This is a genomic window from Agrobacterium sp. 22-3639C2, assembly GCF_053522105.1.
Window position 1 is genome coordinate 51,658 of record NZ_JBNWDB010000006.1, and the last position, 16,797, is coordinate 68,454.

The 16,797-nt window shown below is 54.9% G+C and carries 18 protein-coding genes; 12 read left to right on the plus strand and 6 right to left on the minus strand.

What is annotated here, in order from left to right:
• Positions 1-40: 40 nt before the first annotated feature.
• Both ACQZ6D_RS23585 and secB read left to right on the plus strand, forming a co-directional pair.
• A complete protein-coding gene (locus ACQZ6D_RS23585) occupies positions 41-598 on the plus strand; it encodes an FxsA family protein (protein ID WP_065705053.1) in 558 nt (185 codons plus the stop codon).
• A gap of 99 nt (positions 599-697) precedes the next feature.
• Entirely contained in the window at positions 698-1,180 is a 483-nt protein-coding gene (secB, locus tag ACQZ6D_RS23590) for a protein-export chaperone SecB (RefSeq protein WP_003516359.1), read from the plus strand.
• A gap of 117 nt (positions 1,181-1,297) precedes the next feature.
• On the opposite strand, the gene dnaQ is transcribed toward secB, so the two are convergent.
• Genes dnaQ through ACQZ6D_RS23615 form a run of 5 tightly spaced genes read right to left on the minus strand, consistent with a single transcriptional unit; the run spans position 1,298 to position 4,905 of the window.
• Entirely contained in the window at positions 1,298-1,999 is a 702-nt protein-coding gene (dnaQ, locus tag ACQZ6D_RS23595) for a DNA polymerase III subunit epsilon (protein ID WP_003516361.1), read from the minus strand.
• On the minus strand, positions 1,992-2,600 hold the full coding sequence (coaE, locus tag ACQZ6D_RS23600) for a dephospho-CoA kinase (RefSeq protein WP_065705055.1): 609 nt from the start codon (positions 2,598-2,600) through the stop codon (positions 1,992-1,994). The genes dnaQ and coaE overlap by 8 nt, the downstream gene beginning before the upstream one ends.
• Complete coding sequence (locus ACQZ6D_RS23605) at positions 2,600-3,460, minus strand: shikimate dehydrogenase (protein ID WP_065705058.1); 861 nt, start codon at positions 3,458-3,460, stop codon at positions 2,600-2,602. Before ACQZ6D_RS23605 ends, coaE begins: the two co-directional genes overlap by 1 nt.
• Complete coding sequence (locus ACQZ6D_RS23610; protein WP_065705061.1) at positions 3,453-4,052, minus strand: Maf-like protein; 600 nt, start codon at positions 4,050-4,052, stop codon at positions 3,453-3,455. Before ACQZ6D_RS23610 ends, ACQZ6D_RS23605 begins: the two co-directional genes overlap by 8 nt.
• Positions 4,053-4,083: 31 nt before the next feature.
• Positions 4,084-4,905: a pyruvate, water dikinase regulatory protein gene (locus ACQZ6D_RS23615; protein WP_003516369.1), complete on the minus strand. Its 822-nt coding sequence runs from the start codon at positions 4,903-4,905 to the stop codon at positions 4,084-4,086.
• Positions 4,906-5,312: 407 nt separating this feature from the next.
• On the opposite strand from ACQZ6D_RS23615, the gene hemE reads away from it, so the two are divergent.
• From hemE to ACQZ6D_RS23655, 8 genes are all read left to right on the plus strand, one after another.
• Positions 5,313-6,347, plus strand: a complete 1,035-nt coding sequence (hemE, locus tag ACQZ6D_RS23620) for a uroporphyrinogen decarboxylase (protein ID WP_448730133.1) — start codon at positions 5,313-5,315, stop codon at positions 6,345-6,347.
• The gene (hemJ, locus tag ACQZ6D_RS23625) at positions 6,344-6,889 is read left to right on the plus strand and encodes a protoporphyrinogen oxidase HemJ (protein ID WP_111803846.1); all 546 of its coding nucleotides are present in this window, start codon (positions 6,344-6,346) and stop codon (positions 6,887-6,889) included. The genes hemE and hemJ overlap by 4 nt, the downstream gene beginning before the upstream one ends.
• A 185-nt stretch (positions 6,890-7,074) precedes the next feature.
• A complete protein-coding gene (gene rho / locus ACQZ6D_RS23630) occupies positions 7,075-8,340 on the plus strand; it encodes a transcription termination factor Rho (RefSeq protein WP_013637014.1) in 1,266 nt (421 codons plus the stop codon).
• Positions 8,341-8,425: 85 nt separating this feature from the next.
• Positions 8,426-9,757, plus strand: a complete 1,332-nt coding sequence (gene mnmE, locus ACQZ6D_RS23635) for a tRNA uridine-5-carboxymethylaminomethyl(34) synthesis GTPase MnmE (protein WP_065705066.1) — start codon at positions 8,426-8,428, stop codon at positions 9,755-9,757.
• Positions 9,758-9,819: 62 nt separating this feature from the next.
• Complete coding sequence (gene mnmG, locus ACQZ6D_RS23640) at positions 9,820-11,703, plus strand: tRNA uridine-5-carboxymethylaminomethyl(34) synthesis enzyme MnmG (RefSeq protein WP_065705068.1); 1,884 nt, start codon at positions 9,820-9,822, stop codon at positions 11,701-11,703.
• An 11-nt stretch (positions 11,704-11,714) separates the two neighbouring features.
• Entirely contained in the window at positions 11,715-12,332 is a 618-nt protein-coding gene (gene rsmG, locus ACQZ6D_RS23645; RefSeq protein ID WP_448730134.1) for a 16S rRNA (guanine(527)-N(7))-methyltransferase RsmG, read from the plus strand.
• Between the two features lie 19 nt (positions 12,333-12,351).
• The gene (locus ACQZ6D_RS23650) at positions 12,352-13,146 is read left to right on the plus strand and encodes a ParA family protein (protein ID WP_013637010.1); all 795 of its coding nucleotides are present in this window, start codon (positions 12,352-12,354) and stop codon (positions 13,144-13,146) included.
• A gap of 31 nt (positions 13,147-13,177) precedes the next feature.
• Positions 13,178-14,059, plus strand: coding sequence for a ParB/RepB/Spo0J family partition protein (locus tag ACQZ6D_RS23655; protein WP_013637009.1), 882 nt, complete (start codon positions 13,178-13,180; stop codon positions 14,057-14,059).
• A gap of 62 nt (positions 14,060-14,121) precedes the next feature.
• On the opposite strand, the gene ACQZ6D_RS23660 is transcribed toward ACQZ6D_RS23655, so the two are convergent.
• Entirely contained in the window at positions 14,122-14,322 is a 201-nt protein-coding gene (locus tag ACQZ6D_RS23660; RefSeq protein ID WP_003516384.1) for a DUF1674 domain-containing protein, read from the minus strand.
• A 119-nt stretch (positions 14,323-14,441) separates the two neighbouring features.
• On the opposite strand from ACQZ6D_RS23660, the gene htpX reads away from it, so the two are divergent.
• Entirely contained in the window at positions 14,442-15,407 is a 966-nt protein-coding gene (gene htpX, locus ACQZ6D_RS23665; RefSeq protein WP_013637008.1) for a zinc metalloprotease HtpX, read from the plus strand.
• Positions 15,404-16,789 carry an RsmB/NOP family class I SAM-dependent RNA methyltransferase gene (locus ACQZ6D_RS23670; RefSeq protein WP_065705246.1) on the plus strand — a complete coding sequence of 462 codons (1,386 nt, stop codon included), beginning with the start codon at positions 15,404-15,406 and terminating at the stop codon, positions 16,787-16,789. The genes htpX and ACQZ6D_RS23670 overlap by 4 nt, the downstream gene beginning before the upstream one ends.
• Positions 16,790-16,797: the final 8 nt, after the last annotated feature.

A 16,797-nucleotide genomic window follows, 5' to 3' on the forward strand; every position in this document is an offset into this window, starting at 1 on the left:
AACCGGCAATCTGCCAGAGATGCACACGCAAGGCTAGAAGATGCGTTTTTCCTTTCTCCCCATCGTCATCCTGATGATGCCAATCCTGGAAATTGCCGGTTTCATCATCGTCGGCAAGACAATCGGTCTGTGGCTGACATTGGCGCTCGTCCTGTTCACGTCGTTTCTGGGGTTGCTGATCCTGCGGCTCGGCGGCATCGGCATGGTGAGAAATCTTCAGGCCGCAGGTCGTACCGGCGCCCAGCCTGCCGATGAGCTGGTCAATGGCGCCATGCGCGTCGTGGCGGGCATCCTGCTGTTCATCCCGGGTTTCATCACCGATATACTCGGTCTCCTGCTTCTGTCGAAAACGGTGAGACGTTTTTTCTGGAAGATCCTCGGACCCCGCGTCGTCGTGGCCGGTTCTTTTCGCCAGTCGGGTCAACCCGGCGGCCAGACCGGGCCGCAACCCGGTGACTTTTCCGGGTTCAGCAATGGTCAGGGAAATAAGGGTAGCTCCAAGGTCGTGGACCTCGACGAACAGGAGTTTCACCGCGAAGGGCCCAAGGATTCTCCCTGGTCCCAAAAGCCGGATGATCGCAACCTGCCCAAACCCTGAAGCACGGCAAAGGGTTAGGGAGCCGAGAGCACGAGGGTTGTAAGGCTCAAGTCGAAATGATAGACCGCCTTCCACGAAATCACGCCGCGAGGAAACGTAATGACCGCTGAAAATGGCGCACAGGGCGCAGTTAGTCCTTCCCTCAACATTCTTACCCAGTACATCAAGGATCTTTCTTTCGAAAATCCGGGTGCTCCTCGTTCGCTTCAGGCTCGTGACAATGCGCCGTCGATCAACATCAATGTCAATGTCAACGCAAACCCGATTTCTGGTTCGGATTTCGACGTTGTGCTGACGCTGAATGCCGAAGCCAAGGATGGCGACAAGGTTCTGTTTGCAGCCGAGCTGGTTTATGGCGGCGTGTTCCGCATTGCCGGTTTCCCGCAGGAACATATGCTGCCGGTGCTGTTCATTGAGTGCCCGCGCCTGCTGTTCCCCTTCGCACGCCAGATCATCGCCGATGTCACTCGCAATGGTGGCTTCCCGCCGCTGATGATCGATCCGATCGATTTCGCGCAGATGTTTTCGCAGCGCGTTGCCGAGGAACAGGCCAGAGCCAAGGTTCAGGCCGTACCGAACTGAATTGCACGAGACGCCGCTCTTTTTAGAGTTCAGACAAAAAAAACCCGGGTTCAGCGCCCGGGTTTTTATTTGAGGTTGTCGTCATTTTTCAACGGCGCATCTAAGCGCCAGGCGCACTTAATTCTGGTAACGGTTCCAGATCGCCTTGTCGCCCATGCCGAGAACGAGCTTGCCGTGCGCCGCGATGGTCTCCGCATCCAGTCTTGATGGTAGAGGATGCGGCCTTTGCAACGGCTCATTTGGGACATCATCATCCTCGATAGTGACCGCTTGCTGTTTGGAGCCGGAACCGAAACCGAGCGCTGTCTGGCGCCCACCAATCATTTCTATGTAGACTTCGGCGAGCAGTTCGGAGTCGAGAAGCGCGCCGTGCTTGGTGCGGTGGGAGTTGTCGATCCCGTAACGCCGGCAAAGTGCGTCGAGGGAATTCGGACCCATCGGGTGCTTGCGGCGTGCAAGCGAAAGCGTATCCGTCACCAATTCAGATGAGACCGGCGCAATGCCGAGGCGGGCAAATTCCGCATTGATAAAACCCATGTCGAATGTCGCATTATGCGCCACCCATCGGGCACCTTCAAAAAATTCGCGGATTTCGTCGACGACTTCGGCGAATTTCGGCTTGTCTTTCAGGAAGTCGTCGGTGATGCCATGCACCGCAAGCGCGTCCGGGTGAACCTTGCGATCTTCCGGGTTGATATAAATATGCAATGTGCGGCCGGTCGGAAAATGGTTGTTGAGCTCGATTCCGCCGATTTCGATCACGCGGTCCAGTTTCGATTCAAGGCCTGTGGTTTCCGTATCGAAAATGATCTCACGCATTTTTCTCTCCGTTGCCCGAACCGGCACTTAGTCTCTGCAGAATTTCTCTTACCTGATCCCGCGCAGCTTCGACACCATTTCCGCTATCGATGATAAAATCGGCGCGCCGGCGCTTTTCGGCATCGGGCATCTGCCGGGCCAATATCATTTCGAATTTCTCTTCCGTCATGCCGGGACGGGACAAAACCCGCTGGCGCTGTATTTCCGGCGCGCAACTAACAACGACTACTTTATCGACCCTCGTTTCCGCGCCGGTTTCAAACAGTAGCGGGATATCGAGAACGGCGAAATTTTGATTTTCCTCTCTCGCCTTACGGAGAAAAGCTTCCTGTCTTTCACGAACAAGCGGATGGACGATTGCTTCCAGCATTCTAAAATTAGCCGGATTCTCCCTGAGGATGTTACCGAGTTCAAGACGGTCGACCGTGCCGGAAATGGTCGTGCCCGGAAAGGCGGCTTCGATCATCGGCACGGCTTCTGCTGAATAGAGGTCGTGCACAACCGCATCAGAATCGAGAACCGGTATACCTTCCGCGGCAAACAGTTTCGCCGTGGTCGTTTTTCCCATTCCGATCGAGCCGGTGAGACCGATGACGATCATCAATGTTTCTCCATATCCTCAATGATGAGGCAACGAAGAGTGTCATCAACTTCCGGCGTTTTGCCGAACCATTTTTTAAAGCCGGGTTTTGCCTGATGAAGGAGCATGCCAAGCCCATCGACCGTCGCAATACCCTGTGTCTGCGCCATCTGGAGGATGGGGGTTCTCAACGGCACATAGACGATATCGGTTACAACAGCACTTGCAGCGAGCGGCGAAAAATCAATCTCGGGCGCTTCCGTTCCGTCCATACCCAGCGATGTCGTGTTCACAAACAACCCGGCGTCCTGCATGACTTCATGAAGCGCGCCCTGAGGATGAGAAAAAACCCGTGCACCGAAACGGTCAGCCATTTCACGGGCACGTTCGACCGTGCGGTTCAGGACATGGATTTCGGCAATGCCGCGGTCCCGTAGCGACTGAACGACGGCCCTGCTTGCACCGCCGGCTCCGAACACCACCGCCCGGTCGGTTTTCTCCCATCCGGGATGGCGCTCATCGAGATTGGAAACGAAGCCATAGCCATCCGTGTTGGTGGCATGCAGCCTGCCCTCTTCCATCCAGACGGTATTGGCTGCACCCAGTTCCTCCGCCAGCTCGTCGGGACTATCCGCCAGCTTAAAGGCCGCTTCCTTGTGCGGAATGGTAACATTGCCACCCACCGCTGCACCAGGTCCCTGGTCCTTTAGTGCCGTGATGAAATCGGGGAAGTCATCGGGGGCAACCTCAATGGCCTTATAGGAGCCGGGTATCCCGAATTTCTTCAGCCAGTAGGAATGGATGATCGGTGACCGGGAGTGCTTGATCGGATAACCGACAACGAAGGCGTTTATAGTTAATGTTTCACGTGAATCAGCCATCGATGACATCCATGTCGCGCAGTTTCATTAAGAGAGGCAGAAGCGGCAGGCCAAGAATGGTGAAATAATCCCCCTCTATCGAAGTAAATAGCTGGATTCCTTCGCCCTCGAGCTGATAGGCACCGACACTGCTCAAGGCCTTTTCACCCACGCGTTGCAGGTGGCGAGAGACGAATTCGGCGCTCAAATTTCGCACCGAAAGCTCGGCACTGGAAATCGTCTGCCATACGACATCACCGCCGCGGGCAAGAACGGCTGCACTGTTCAGGCGATGAACCTTGCCGGATAATGAGAGCAGATGTGCTTCGGCTTCGGCCATGGTTTTTGGCTTGTGGTACACCCGGGCACCGAGCGCCATCGTCTGGTCGCATCCAAGAACGAGTGCTTGCGGATGCAGGGCACTTACCGAGAGCGCCTTCGCCTTGGCCAGTTCCAGCGCAACCTCTTCCGGCTTTGCGCCATTTTTTTCCAGCTGCTCGTCGAGCGCGCGCTCGTCAATATCCGCCGGGATCGCCGAAAAGGTCAGCCCCGCATTGCGCATCAACATCTGACGGGATGCGCTGGACGAGGCGAGGATCAACTCTTGTTTCATCGACTGTCTGCTCCGAATGTTGCGATCCGGATTATCGTGTCCTCGGGCGAAGGGCAAGGATTGCCGCGGCCGTTTCCTCTATGGAGCGGCGTGTAACATCGATCAGCGGCCAATTGTTACGGGCACAGAGCGCACGCGCATATTTCAGCTCTTCCATGATGGTAGCGCGATCCGTGTAGCGCCCGCTGTCAAATCCGCCGGTCGTGCCGAGTTCCCGGTTTTCACGTACCTGCGATATGCGGTCCGATGTCGCGACAAGACCAACGATCAGAGGACGGGTGGCGGCATAAAGGCTTTCCGGCAACGGCACGTTTGGAACGACCGGTATATTGGCGGTCTTTATGCCTCTGTTGGCGAGATAGATGCTTGTCGGTGTTTTCGACGTTCGACTGATCCCAATGATGACGATATCGGCTTCGTCATAGCTTTCCGGCATTTGCCCGTCATCATGGTCCATCGCAAAATTGAGCGCTTCGATCCGGGCGAAATAATCCGCGTTCAGCGCGTGCTGCGCCCCGACCCGCCGTCTCGAAGGTGCGCCGAGATAGGTCTGGAAAATGCCGATGATCGGTTCGAGGACGTTGACGCAGGGCACCCCGATCGCGTGACAGCGCAAATCCAGGAACTCGGCCAGCTGCTGATCCACGATCGTATAAAGAACGATGCCCGGTTCCTTGTCGATCAGATCCACCACCTGGGCGAGCTGCTTCTGGTTCCTGATCATCGGATAAACATGTTCCACCGGCATCGAAGCGTGGAACTGCGCCGAGACGGCACGACCGGCCGACATGAGAGTCTCTCCGGTTGAGTCCGAAATCAGGTGCAAATGGAAGAAACTTTTTTTGTTCTCCACGCTGTTTTTCTCTCGCTGTTGATAAACCGGGACAAACTTCCGAATTGTTCCGCGGGCCGAGCCGCCTCGTGGATAAAGTGGGTTTTTTCCACAATCCGCAAGTGGCGTCCTTGCTATCAGGCATGCCTGTGAATTGTCTGGAAACTCTGAACTTGTTCAAAACTGTCCACAGATGATCCACAGGCAACGGCTTCAGAGGATAGAACTTAAATAGCTGAAAATATTATATAAATATCTATTATCCCATTTATTGCGATGAAGCGATGAAATGTCGTGTTCAGGTCTTGGCGCTTACACCCGACTGCGGCATATCGACTGGAAAGATTTTAATCCTTGCTACTCACCGACTCTAAGAAATAGAAAATCTTTTAAATCTCTTAGATTTTATTTTTTGGAAGTTGGGTGGCATGAGCGAGCGTAAGGTTTTAAAGGTGTTGAACGGGCAGACGGTCACACCTCCGCCCATATGGCTGATGCGGCAGGCAGGGCGTTACCTTCCGGAGTACAGGGAAACGCGAAAGAACGCCGGCAGTTTCCTCGATCTCTGTTATAATCCCGAACTGGCAACCGAAGTGACCCTTCAGCCCATTCGCCGGTTCGGTCTTGATGCAGCTATCCTCTTTTCCGATATTCTGGTGATACCGGATGGGCTTGATCGCAATGTTTCCTTCAGCGAGGGAAAAGGTCCGGCCATGGATCCGATCGATGTGGATGGTATCGACAGGCTGGATGCGAGCAACGTGATTGCGCATCTTTCACCCGTTTTCGAAACCGTCTCACGTTTGCGCCAGACCTTGCCTGATGAGACGACGCTTCTCGGTTTTTGCGGTGCGCCCTGGACGGTTGCAACCTACATGATTGCCGGCCACGGAACGCCTGATCAGGCGCCGGCGCGGTTGTTCGGTTATCGGGAGCCGGCAGCCATGGAAAAGCTTCTTGCCTTGCTGGCTGAGGTTTCCGCCGACTACCTTGTGGCGCAGATTGATGCCGGGGCCGATGCGGTGCAGATTTTTGATTCCTGGGCCGGGGTGCTTGGCGAGAAGGAATTCGAGGAATATGCGGTAAAACCCGTCGCCCGTATCATCGCTTCGGTGCGCGCTCGCCGCCCCTCCGCGAAGATCATCGCCTTTGCCAAGGGGGCCGGTTATCTTTTGAAGGATTATCGCCGCAAAACGGGCGCAGACGCCATCGGGCTCGACTGGTCGGTGCCACTCGGTTTCGCAAGGGACTTGCAGAAGGGAGGCCCGGTACAGGGCAATCTGGACCCCATGCTGATGGTGGCGGGTGGCAAGGCTCTGGAGGACGGTATCGACGCTGTGCTGCAGGCTCTGGGACAGGGCCCGCTGATCTTCAATCTCGGCCATGGCATCACGCCGCAGGCCGATCCGGAAAACGTTGCAAGGCTGGTGCAGCGGGTGCGTGCCGGCGGAGCCGGGGCATGAGCGGCGAGAAGCAGACCTCCGCCCGCTCAGGAAACAGGGCTGCCCTTCGCGCAGGTATGGCGCTCGGTGTCTTTGCCGCTTTTGTCGCGCTGTTGTTTTACGCCGATCCGGCCGATCTCTATTTGTGGATCAAGGCGCTTCATATCATCGCGGTGATTTCCTGGATGGCGGCGATTTTTTACCTGCCGCGCCTGTTCATTTACCACACCGATGCACCCACCGGTTCGCAGCAATCCGAAACCTTCAAGGTGATGGAACAGCGGTTGATCAAGGTCATCATGAACCCGGCGATGATGATAAGCTGGATATTGGGGCTTTATCTCGCATGGTCGGTTTATGGTTTTTCCGGCGGCTGGCTACATGCGAAAATCGCACTGGTGGTGCTTCTAACCATCGCCCACGTCTATTTCACCCGCAGTGCCAAACGGTTCGCCCGGGATGAAAATATCAAGCCTGCCCGTCACTGGCGGTTGATGAACGAGGTTCCGACGGTACTGATGATCCTCATAGTCATACTTGTGGTTGTGAAACCCTTCGGTTAAGAGGTCGCAACGATAAATTTCGCGGAATTCGTGCTTTCCTCTTGCAGTAGCCCTATTCAATCGCTATTTTCGGACCACTCATCTCGTGGCATGTGAATTATTCAGTCATCTGCGGCTTCTCCCTCAGCATCTGATTCGCGAACACGCCCTCCCCCGACATTACATTATCAAACGGTCTTTCCTTCATGGCTGAAATGAAGCTTCAGGAACTTAAGAGCAAATCGCCTACCGACTTGCTAACTTTTGCTGAATCCCTGGAAGTTGAAAATGCGAGCACCATGCGCAAGCAGGAGCTTATGTTCGCAATCCTCAAGGTTCTCGCGAGCCAGGACATCGAAATTATCGGCGAAGGCGTCGTTGAAGTCCTGCAGGACGGTTTCGGTTTTCTACGGTCCGCAAATGCAAATTATCTGCCGGGTCCGGACGATATCTACATTTCGCCCTCGCAAATTCGCCGTTTCTCTCTGAAGACCGGCGATACTGTCGAGGGGCCGATCCGTGGACCCAAGGAAGGCGAACGTTATTTCGCGCTTCTCAAAGTCAACACGATCAATTTTGACGATCCTGAAAAGATCCGTCACAAGGTTCACTTCGATAACCTGACGCCGCTTTATCCGAATGAGCGGTTCAAGATGGAGCTGGAGCTTCCGACATCGAAGGATCTGTCGTCGCGTGTGATCGATCTGGTCGCGCCACTTGGCAAGGGCCAACGTGGATTGATCGTCGCCCCGCCGCGTACCGGTAAAACTGTTCTCTTGCAGAACATCGCGCATTCCATCACGGCTAACCATCCGGAATGTTACCTGATCGTTCTTCTGATCGACGAACGTCCGGAAGAAGTCACAGACATGCAGCGCTCGGTCAAGGGTGAGGTGGTGTCGTCAACCTTCGACGAACCAGCTGTACGCCACGTCCAGGTGGCCGAAATGGTCATCGAAAAGGCGAAGCGCCTTGTCGAACATGGCCGCGACGTCGTTATCCTGCTCGATTCCATCACCCGCCTCGGCCGAGCTTATAACACGGTCGTTCCGTCTTCCGGCAAGGTTCTGACCGGTGGTGTGGATGCCAACGCGCTGCAGCGGCCGAAGCGATTCTTCGGTGCCGCACGTAACATCGAAGAAGGTGGTTCGCTGACGATTATCGCGACCGCGCTGATCGACACCGGCAGCCGCATGGACGAAGTCATCTTTGAAGAATTCAAGGGTACGGGTAACTCGGAAATCGTGCTTGACCGTAAGGTCGCTGACAAGCGTATCTTCCCGGCGCTCGATATTCTCAAGTCCGGTACACGTAAGGAAGACCTGCTCGTGCCGCGTCAGGATCTCCAGAAGATTTTCGTGCTTCGTCGAATTCTCGCGCCGATGGGAACGATGGATGCCATCGAGTTCCTGATCGACAAGTTGAAGCAGACCAAGACAAATTCGGATTTCTTCGAATCGATGAATACCTGATCCGGAGTTTTACCGGTTCCATCGACAAAGCTTTAAAGCCGCATCCGTTCATTCGGATGCGGCTTGACTGTTTTAACCGAGGTGAATGATGCCAGCTTCCGCCGATACCATTTATGCGCTCTCCAGTGGAGCATTGCCGGCCGGCGTCGCTATTATCAGGATCAGTGGGCCCGCAGCCTTCCAAGCCTTTGTGACGTTGACCGGTCGTGACCTTCCCGCACCGCGGCAGGCGGTTTTGTGTTCGATTCGAAACCGAAACAATGAGATCATCGATCAGGCGCTGATGGTCGTTTTCCCTGGACCCAATTCCTTTACGGGTGAGAACTGCATCGAAATCCACAGCCACGGCAGCCGTGCGGTTGTCGCATCAATTTTTGCCGAGCTCGAACTGCTTGAAGGATTTCGGCCTGCGGATGCCGGCGAGTTCTCCCGCCGTGCGTTTGAAAACGGCAAGATGGATCTTCTCGAGATCGAAGGTCTGGCGGATCTGCTGCAGGCTGAAACGGAGATGCAGCGGCGGCTAGCGGTTGAGCAGAGCACTGGTAAGCTGTCAGCGCTCTACGATGGCTGGGCAGGCCGGTTGACGCGTGCTCGCGCCCTGATCGAGGCGGAGCTGGATTTCGCCGACGAGGAAGATGTGCCGGATTCCGTTGCCGCGCAGGTGTGGGACGCGATGATGCAACTTCATAGTGAAATTACCAGCCATCTCCAGAACGGCGGAAGCAGCGAGATCATTCGTGACGGGTTCAAGGTGGCGCTGGTAGGGGAGCCTAACACTGGCAAGTCTACGCTTCTTAATGCTCTGAGCGGCCGTGACGTTGCTATTGTCACTGACATTGCTGGTACGACCAGAGACGTGCTGAGCGTTGATATTAATCTCGACGGTTACCTGGTCCGCATATTCGATACGGCCGGAATTCGGGAGACGCAGGATTTGGTCGAAAAGGAAGGCGTAAGGCGGGCCGTTCTGACAGCGGAAACCGCGGATCTTATTTTGATATTGCAAGATAACGATTCGACTCCGAAACAATCGATCATTTCGCTGGAAAATGCTCGCCATTTGCATCTACGGACAAAAACCGCAATTTCCTCTTCTACAGTTGACGCTGTTTTTGATCTCGCCATCTCCGCCAGGGAAGGCGTCGGTCTCGACGAATTGCGTCTATTGATAAAGCGAGAGATTGAAAGCAGGGTTGGTGTTGCGCAGACATTGGTCCCTGCCCGCGCCCGGCACAAAAAACGACTTGAAGAGACGCTGAACTATGTTAGTGATGCGCTCAATTCCGAGACCATGGACCTTACGATAAGGTCGGAATATTTGAGACTCGCAGCAACATCGCTTGGACGCATTACTGGCCGCGTCGATGTGGAAGATTTGCTGGGCGTGATCTTCTCGGAATTCTGCATAGGAAAATGATTCACGTGAAACATTGGTGGCCAATACGGCAAAGCCGATGATTTGGGATAAGGCGCAGGGATATGCACCAGTCATTTGATGTCATTGTTATCGGTGGTGGACATGCCGGCAGCGAAGCTGCGGCGGCCGCTGCACGACATGGCGCTAAAACCGCTCTCGTTACCCATAAGCGAGAGACGATCGGGGTGATGTCCTGTAACCCGGCAATCGGTGGTCTCGGTAAAGGACACCTGGTCCGCGAAATTGATGCGCTGGACGGTTTGATGGGCCGGGTTGCTGATGCAGCGGGAATTCAATTCCGTATGCTCAATCGCAAAAAAGGCCCCGCCGTCCGCGGGCCGCGCACGCAGGCTGATCGACGGCTTTATCGCGAGGCGATGCAGCGGGAAATCAATGCGATTGAAAACCTTAGCATTATTGAAGGCGATGCATTCGATATTGACATGACCAATGGTCGGGTATCTGCCGTTAGAATGGCGAACGGTAGCCGGATTCCTTGTGGTGCTGTTGTGTTGACGAGCGGCACTTTTCTACGCGGCCTTATTCATATCGGCTCCGAAAAGATTCCCGCAGGCCGGGTTGGTGAAAAACCGTCTCTTGGCCTTTCCGAAACGCTTGGCCGTCTGGGCCTCGCCATGGGCCGGCTGAAGACTGGCACCCCTGCCCGGCTTGATGGTCGCACGATCGATTGGAACGCTGTGGATCGGCAAGCGGCCGATGAAGATCCTGTTCCGTTCTCCTTTATGACGGATCGCATTGTCAATCCACAGATCGAATGCGGCGTAACCCGAACGACGCCGGCTGGACACAAGATCATTCAGGATAATATTCATCTGTCAGCGATGTATTCGGGACAGATCGAGGGTGTTGGTCCGCGCTATTGTCCGTCGATCGAAGACAAGATTACACGCTTCGGTGAACGGGACGGTCATCAGATATTTCTGGAACCAGAAGGCCTTGATGACCACACAATTTATCCAAATGGAATTTCGACGTCGCTTCCTGCCTCAGTTCAGGAGCAGTTTATCCGCACCATCCCCGGCCTTGAGCAAGTCAACATCATTCAGCCCGGCTACGCGATTGAATATGACTATGTCGATCCGCGTGAGCTGAAGCCTTCTCTGGAATGCCGGAAAATTCCGGGATTGTTCCTGGCAGGGCAAATCAATGGCACGACGGGTTATGAAGAAGCAGGCGCCCAGGGTCTGGTTGCCGGGTTGAATGCGTCGCTATATGCAGGCAATGCAGACCCTATCCATTTCAGTCGTACCGAATCCTATATCGGTGTGATGATCGACGATCTCACCTCCAAAGGTGTCAGCGAACCCTATCGCATGTTTACGTCGCGAGCCGAATATCGGCTTTCACTTCGCGTTGACAACGCTGATCTGCGACTTACACCTATTGGTCAGATGGCTGGCATTATCGGGCATGACCGCCAAAAACGCTTCGCAGATTTTATCTCAGATCTGGATCGGGGTCGCGAGCTGATGAAGAGCATTTCCATCAGTCCCTCCCAGGCTGCTAAACAGGGATTGAAACTCAACCAGGACGGTCAACGTCGTTCGGTTTATGAAATGCTCGCCTACCCCGATATCACGATGGAAACTCTTACCACTCATTGGCCGGAGCTACGGGCGCTTAATACCAAGGTCGCTGAGGTTTTGGAAATCGAAGCGAGTTACGCTGTCTATATGCAGCGTCAAAACGCGGATATCGTCGATATCAAGCGAGACGAAGACAGAAAAATTCCCAATGATTTCGATTTTCAGTCTTTATCCGGTCTCTCCAACGAACTGAAACAAAAGCTGGAAAAGGCACGTCCAGAGAACATTGCCCAGGCTGCGCGTGTTGACGGTATGACACCTGCTGCGATATCGCTGCTTCTCGCACTTCTGCGGAAAGGCTCCGCATCAGGAAGTGAAAAATTGCGCATGCACCAATAGCGAGTCGGACCATGAAGATAAACGGCCAGAGTGTTTCACGTGAAACACAGGAGAGGCTCGAGCATTTCGTCGAGCTCTTCAAGAAGTGGAACAAAACCACAAATCTGGTTGCGCCTTCGACTCTCACTGAGCTCTGGAGTCGGCATGTCGCGGACAGCGCACAGATATTTCAGCTCGCCCCTCAACCGCAAAAGTGGATTGATCTGGGAAGCGGCGGCGGTTTTCCGGGCGTCATTACAGCGATTTTTCTCGCGGAACTGGGTGATGGTTGGGTCGATCTGGTAGAGAGCAACAATAAAAAGGCTGCGTTTTTGCGAATTGCGCTGAAAGAAACCGGCGCAAGAGGCGCGGTTCATCCAGTCAGAATTGAAAAAGCGCCTGAAATCGTTGAAAATTGCGATGCGGTTTCGGCAAGAGCCCTCGCCGAGATGAATTTACTTTTCGAATATATTCACCCGTGGGCGCAAAATAATCCAAATCTCAGGGCATATTTCAATAAAGGCAGGGATTATGAATCCGAACTGCAGAAAGCGCATGGCCGCTGGCAGTTTGATCTGATAAAACACCAGAGTGCCATTGAGGCAGATTCTGTTGTTCTTGAAATCAGTAACCTCACTAAGAGGCACTGACGAGCTGGTCAGGTGCGGTATGACTTCTGAAAAAAACCGGATTATCGCAGTCGCAAACCAGAAGGGTGGCGTTGGCAAAACAACGACGGCCATCAATCTGGCTACCGCGTTGGCGGCTATTGGAGAGCGTGTGCTGATCATTGATCTCGATCCGCAGGGTAATGCCAGCACAGGATTGGGAATCGACCGCAAAGAGCGCAAGCTTTCTTCCTATGATCTTCTGGTGGGTGATCATACCGTTGCCGAAGTTGCGGTTCCGACAGCAGTTCCGAACCTCGATATCGTCCCGTCAACGATGGATCTTCTGGGCTTTGAGATGCAGGTTGCGAATGTTGCCAACCGCGTCTTTCTGTTGCGTACCGCCATGGAGACGCAGGAAGCCAGAGACTATTCCTATATTTTGGTAGATTGCCCGCCCTCTTTTAATCTTTTGACGATGAATGCCATGACCGCTGCTCATTCTGTGCTGGTACCGTTGCAGTGCGAGTTCTTTGCGCTGGAAGGTCTCAGCCAGTTGTTGGATACGGTCAGCCAGATACGTGGTTCGGTAAACCCGCAGCTTGATATTCAGGGTATCGTTCTCACGATGTTCGATGCGCGCAACAATCTTGCGCAGCAGGTGGTTTCCGATGTGCGGATGCATCTGGGAGAAAAGGTTTACCACACTCTCATTCCGCGCAATGTTCGGGTTTCCGAAGCGCCGTCTTATGGTAAACCGGCAATTCTTTATGATCTGAAATGCGCTGGCAGCCAGGCTTATTTGCAATTGGCGTCCGAAGTGATCCAGAGAGAGCGTCTGCGCAAGGCGGCCTGACGTTTTGCCGGACTATATGGAGTAATATCTTATGAGTGATGATCTTTCCAAGCGTCGACTCGGACGCGGTCTTGCGGCGTTGATCGGCGAAATGGATCAGCCTGTGCCGGTGGGTGAACCGCAGCGCGCCGTTAGTGCGGATCGCGCCATCCCGATCGAGTTCATCGCTCGCAGCCAGAGAAACCCACGTCGACACTTTGACGAAAATGAGTTGCAGGATCTTGCCTCATCCATTCGTCAGCACGGGATTGTTCAGCCTGTGGTCGTGCGAACGATTGGCGTCAACCGTTACGAGATAATCGCTGGTGAACGGCGCTGGCGCGCGGCACAGCTGGCCGGTTTTACGGACGTTCCTGTCATCGTTCGGGATGTAGACGACCGCACGGCTCTGGAGCTGGCTATCGTCGAAAACGTCCAGCGTTCCGATCTGAATCCGCTTGAAGAAGCGATGGGCTATGAGCAGTTGATCGCCGAACATGGCTACACCCAGAACGACCTCGGTGAAATCATCGGCAAGAGCCGAAGCCATGTTGCAAACAGCCTTCGTCTTTTAAAACTTCCCGATCCGGTTCGGGACATGTTGGCGGATGGTTCGCTTTCCGCTGGCCATGCGCGCGCGCTTGTTTCCACTTCCGATCCGTCAGGTCTGGCTCGGACTATCGTTTCCAAGGGGCTTTCGGTGCGTGATGCCGAGCGCCTGGCGCAAAACGACATCAAGTCGCAGGGTGACGTCTTGGAGAAGCGGCCTTCGGCTGAGAAGGATTCCGATACGGTCGCGCTTGAACGCAGCCTCTCGGATGCTCTCGGTCTGGACGTGAAGATTAGCCACAAAGGCGGATCGGGACAAATCCGCATCGGATACCGCACGCTAGAGCAGCTGGAAGCCGTGTGCCGGCTTCTGGAGCAAAAATAAGCAAGTATCTGTTTTAATTGATAAAATACCCGCGTTTAGCGGGTATTTTTATGCCGTGGTGCTCAAAAGTCGATAGCGCGGCCGTTTATTTCGTAGTCACCGAAACGAACAGGTTCCGCGCCGCCGCGACCGCCGGTTTCCTGCGGCAATTGAAGATCCGCCTGTTGTTTGCGCCGTTCTTCCGCTTCCTTTAACGCACGTTCCGCCGCCGGCGAAAGCCGCTTGAGCATTTCTGCGCCGTTGTCATTATCCGCATCCTGCATGAGTAATCCTCCCTATGACGGGATATTGAAATATGTTTGCCGTTCACCAGATTATATAAACAGATGGGCTTTATAAACCCCGGAATATTTCCTGAGTGGTAACAAGGAGAATTTGACATATGAACATGATGCGCACGGCAATGCTTCTGGCCTTCATGACGGCATTGTTCATGGGTGTCGGTTTTCTGATCGGCGGTAAGGGCGGCATGATGATTGCCTTGCTTATTGCCGCTGGTATGAATCTTTTCTCCTACTGGAATTCGGACAAGATGGTCTTGTCGGCCTATCGTGCACGCGAGATCGATGAGGCGAATGCGCCTGAATTTTTCCACATGATCCGCGATCTCTCGCATAATGCCGATCTTCCGATGCCCAAGGTTTATATTTATGATAGCCCGCAGCCGAACGCCTTCGCGACGGGAAGAAACCCGCAGAATGCCGCTGTCGCCGCCTCGACGGGCCTGCTGGAGCGCCTCACCCCTGAAGAAGTGGCTGGTGTCATGGCGCATGAGCTGGCCCATGTGCAGAACCGCGATACGCTGACGATGACTGTGACCGCGACGCTGGCAGGCGCCATCTCCATGCTCGGCAACTTCGCATTTTTCTTTGGTGGCAATCGTGAAAACAACAATAATCCGCTGGGCTTTATCGGCGTACTGGTTGCGATGATCGTGGCGCCGCTTGCCGCGATGCTGGTGCAGATGGCGATCAGCCGTACCCGGGAATATTCTGCCGACCGGCGGGGAGCGGAAATTTGCGGCAATCCGCTCTGGCTTGCTTCCGCACTGCAGAAAATTTCGGGCATGGCGCAGAGCATTCATAATGAGGATGCGGAGCGTAACCCGGCGACGGCGCATATGTTCATCATCAATCCCCTGTCCGGTGAGCGCATGGACAACCTGTTTTCTACGCATCCGAATACGGAAAACCGGGTGGCGGCACTTCACGCTATGGCACAGGAGTTTTCCCCGCGAGGATCGACGCCAGCGCCATCGGGTGATAGACCTCAGCGCAAATCAGGCTCCGTTCCCAATACGGGCTGGGGACGAGGCAAAGAAAACGAGCGCAAGGGACCGTGGTCTTGACATCCGATACTCAAAATAAGCCGTCCCGGTCTAAAAAACCGGGACAGGACCATGCAAGGGGCCGCGAAGACGGCCCTTCGTCTTTCCAGGATAAACCCGGCCTTGCTGCACGCGTTGCCGCAACGCGCATTCTGGCGGCCGTTCTGGAAAAGAAAACCTCGCTGGACGGTATGCTGGACAGCGAAAACGGCAATCCCGTCTATCGCGCGCTATCCCTTGCGGACCGGGCGCTGGTGAGAGCGATCGTCAACAGCGCGCTTCGCCACCTTCCGCGTATCGAAGCCGCCTTGTCGATGCTGCTTGACGGACCGTTGCCGCAGGGCGCCCGGTCGCTTCATCACGTCCTTGTCGTTGGCGCAGCGCAAGTGCTTCACCTTGATGTCCCCGATCATTCTGCGGTCGATCTTGCCGTGGAACAGGCCCATCGCGACCCGCGCAACAGGCGTTTTGCCAAGCTGGTGAATGCCGTCCTCAGGCGATTGGGCCGGGAAAAAGCAGAAATCGAAAAGGCGATCGCGGATGTGCCCGTGCTGCCGGACTGGTTCTACGCTCGGCTTGTTTCAGCTTACGGAGATGAGGTTGCCAAACGGATTTCCGAAGCGCAGCTGACGCCCTCTTCCATCGATCTCACGGTGAAGAACGATCCGGCGGTCTGGGCGGAAAAGCTGGGCGGTACGGTTTTGCCGAATGGCAGTGTCCGTCTCGGTGAATTTGAAGGCCAGATTCCCTCGCTTGAAGGCTTTGCCGAGGGTGCCTGGTGGGTTCAGGATCTCGCGGCCAGCATGCCTGTCAAGCTGATGGGCGATATTTCCGGCAAACGTGTTGCCGATCTCTGTGCAGCTCCGGGCGGCAAGACCGCCCAGCTCGCGCTTGCCGGTGCGAAGGTGACTGCCCTGGACCAGTCCAGCAATCGTCTTCGCCGCCTCAGGGAAAATCTCGACCGGCTTGGTCTTCACGCCGAAACCGTTGAAGCCAATATGCTAAAGTACCAGCCGGAACAGCTTTTCGACGCCGTTCTTCTGGATGCCCCCTGCTCGTCTACCGGCACGTTGCGTAAACATCCCGATGTCTGCTGGACGAAGGACGAGGATGATATTGCCAAGCTTGCCGCTCTTCAGGGCCAGATGTTGCGACACGCGCTCACGCTGGTGGGAGCCGGCGGCATTGTGGTGTTTTCCAATTGCTCGCTCGATCCCTCTGAAGGGGAAGCGATGATTGCACAGGTCCTGGCGGAAAACCCGGACTTCGAGCGTGTTGCCGTTCGCAAGGACGATTGGCCGGGAATGGAAGCCGCCGTCACTGCCGAAGGCGATCTTCGTACAACGCCGGATATGTTCGGCGGCATCGATGGGTTTTTTAGCAGTGTCTTGCGTAAGAAGTAGAAAAAAGC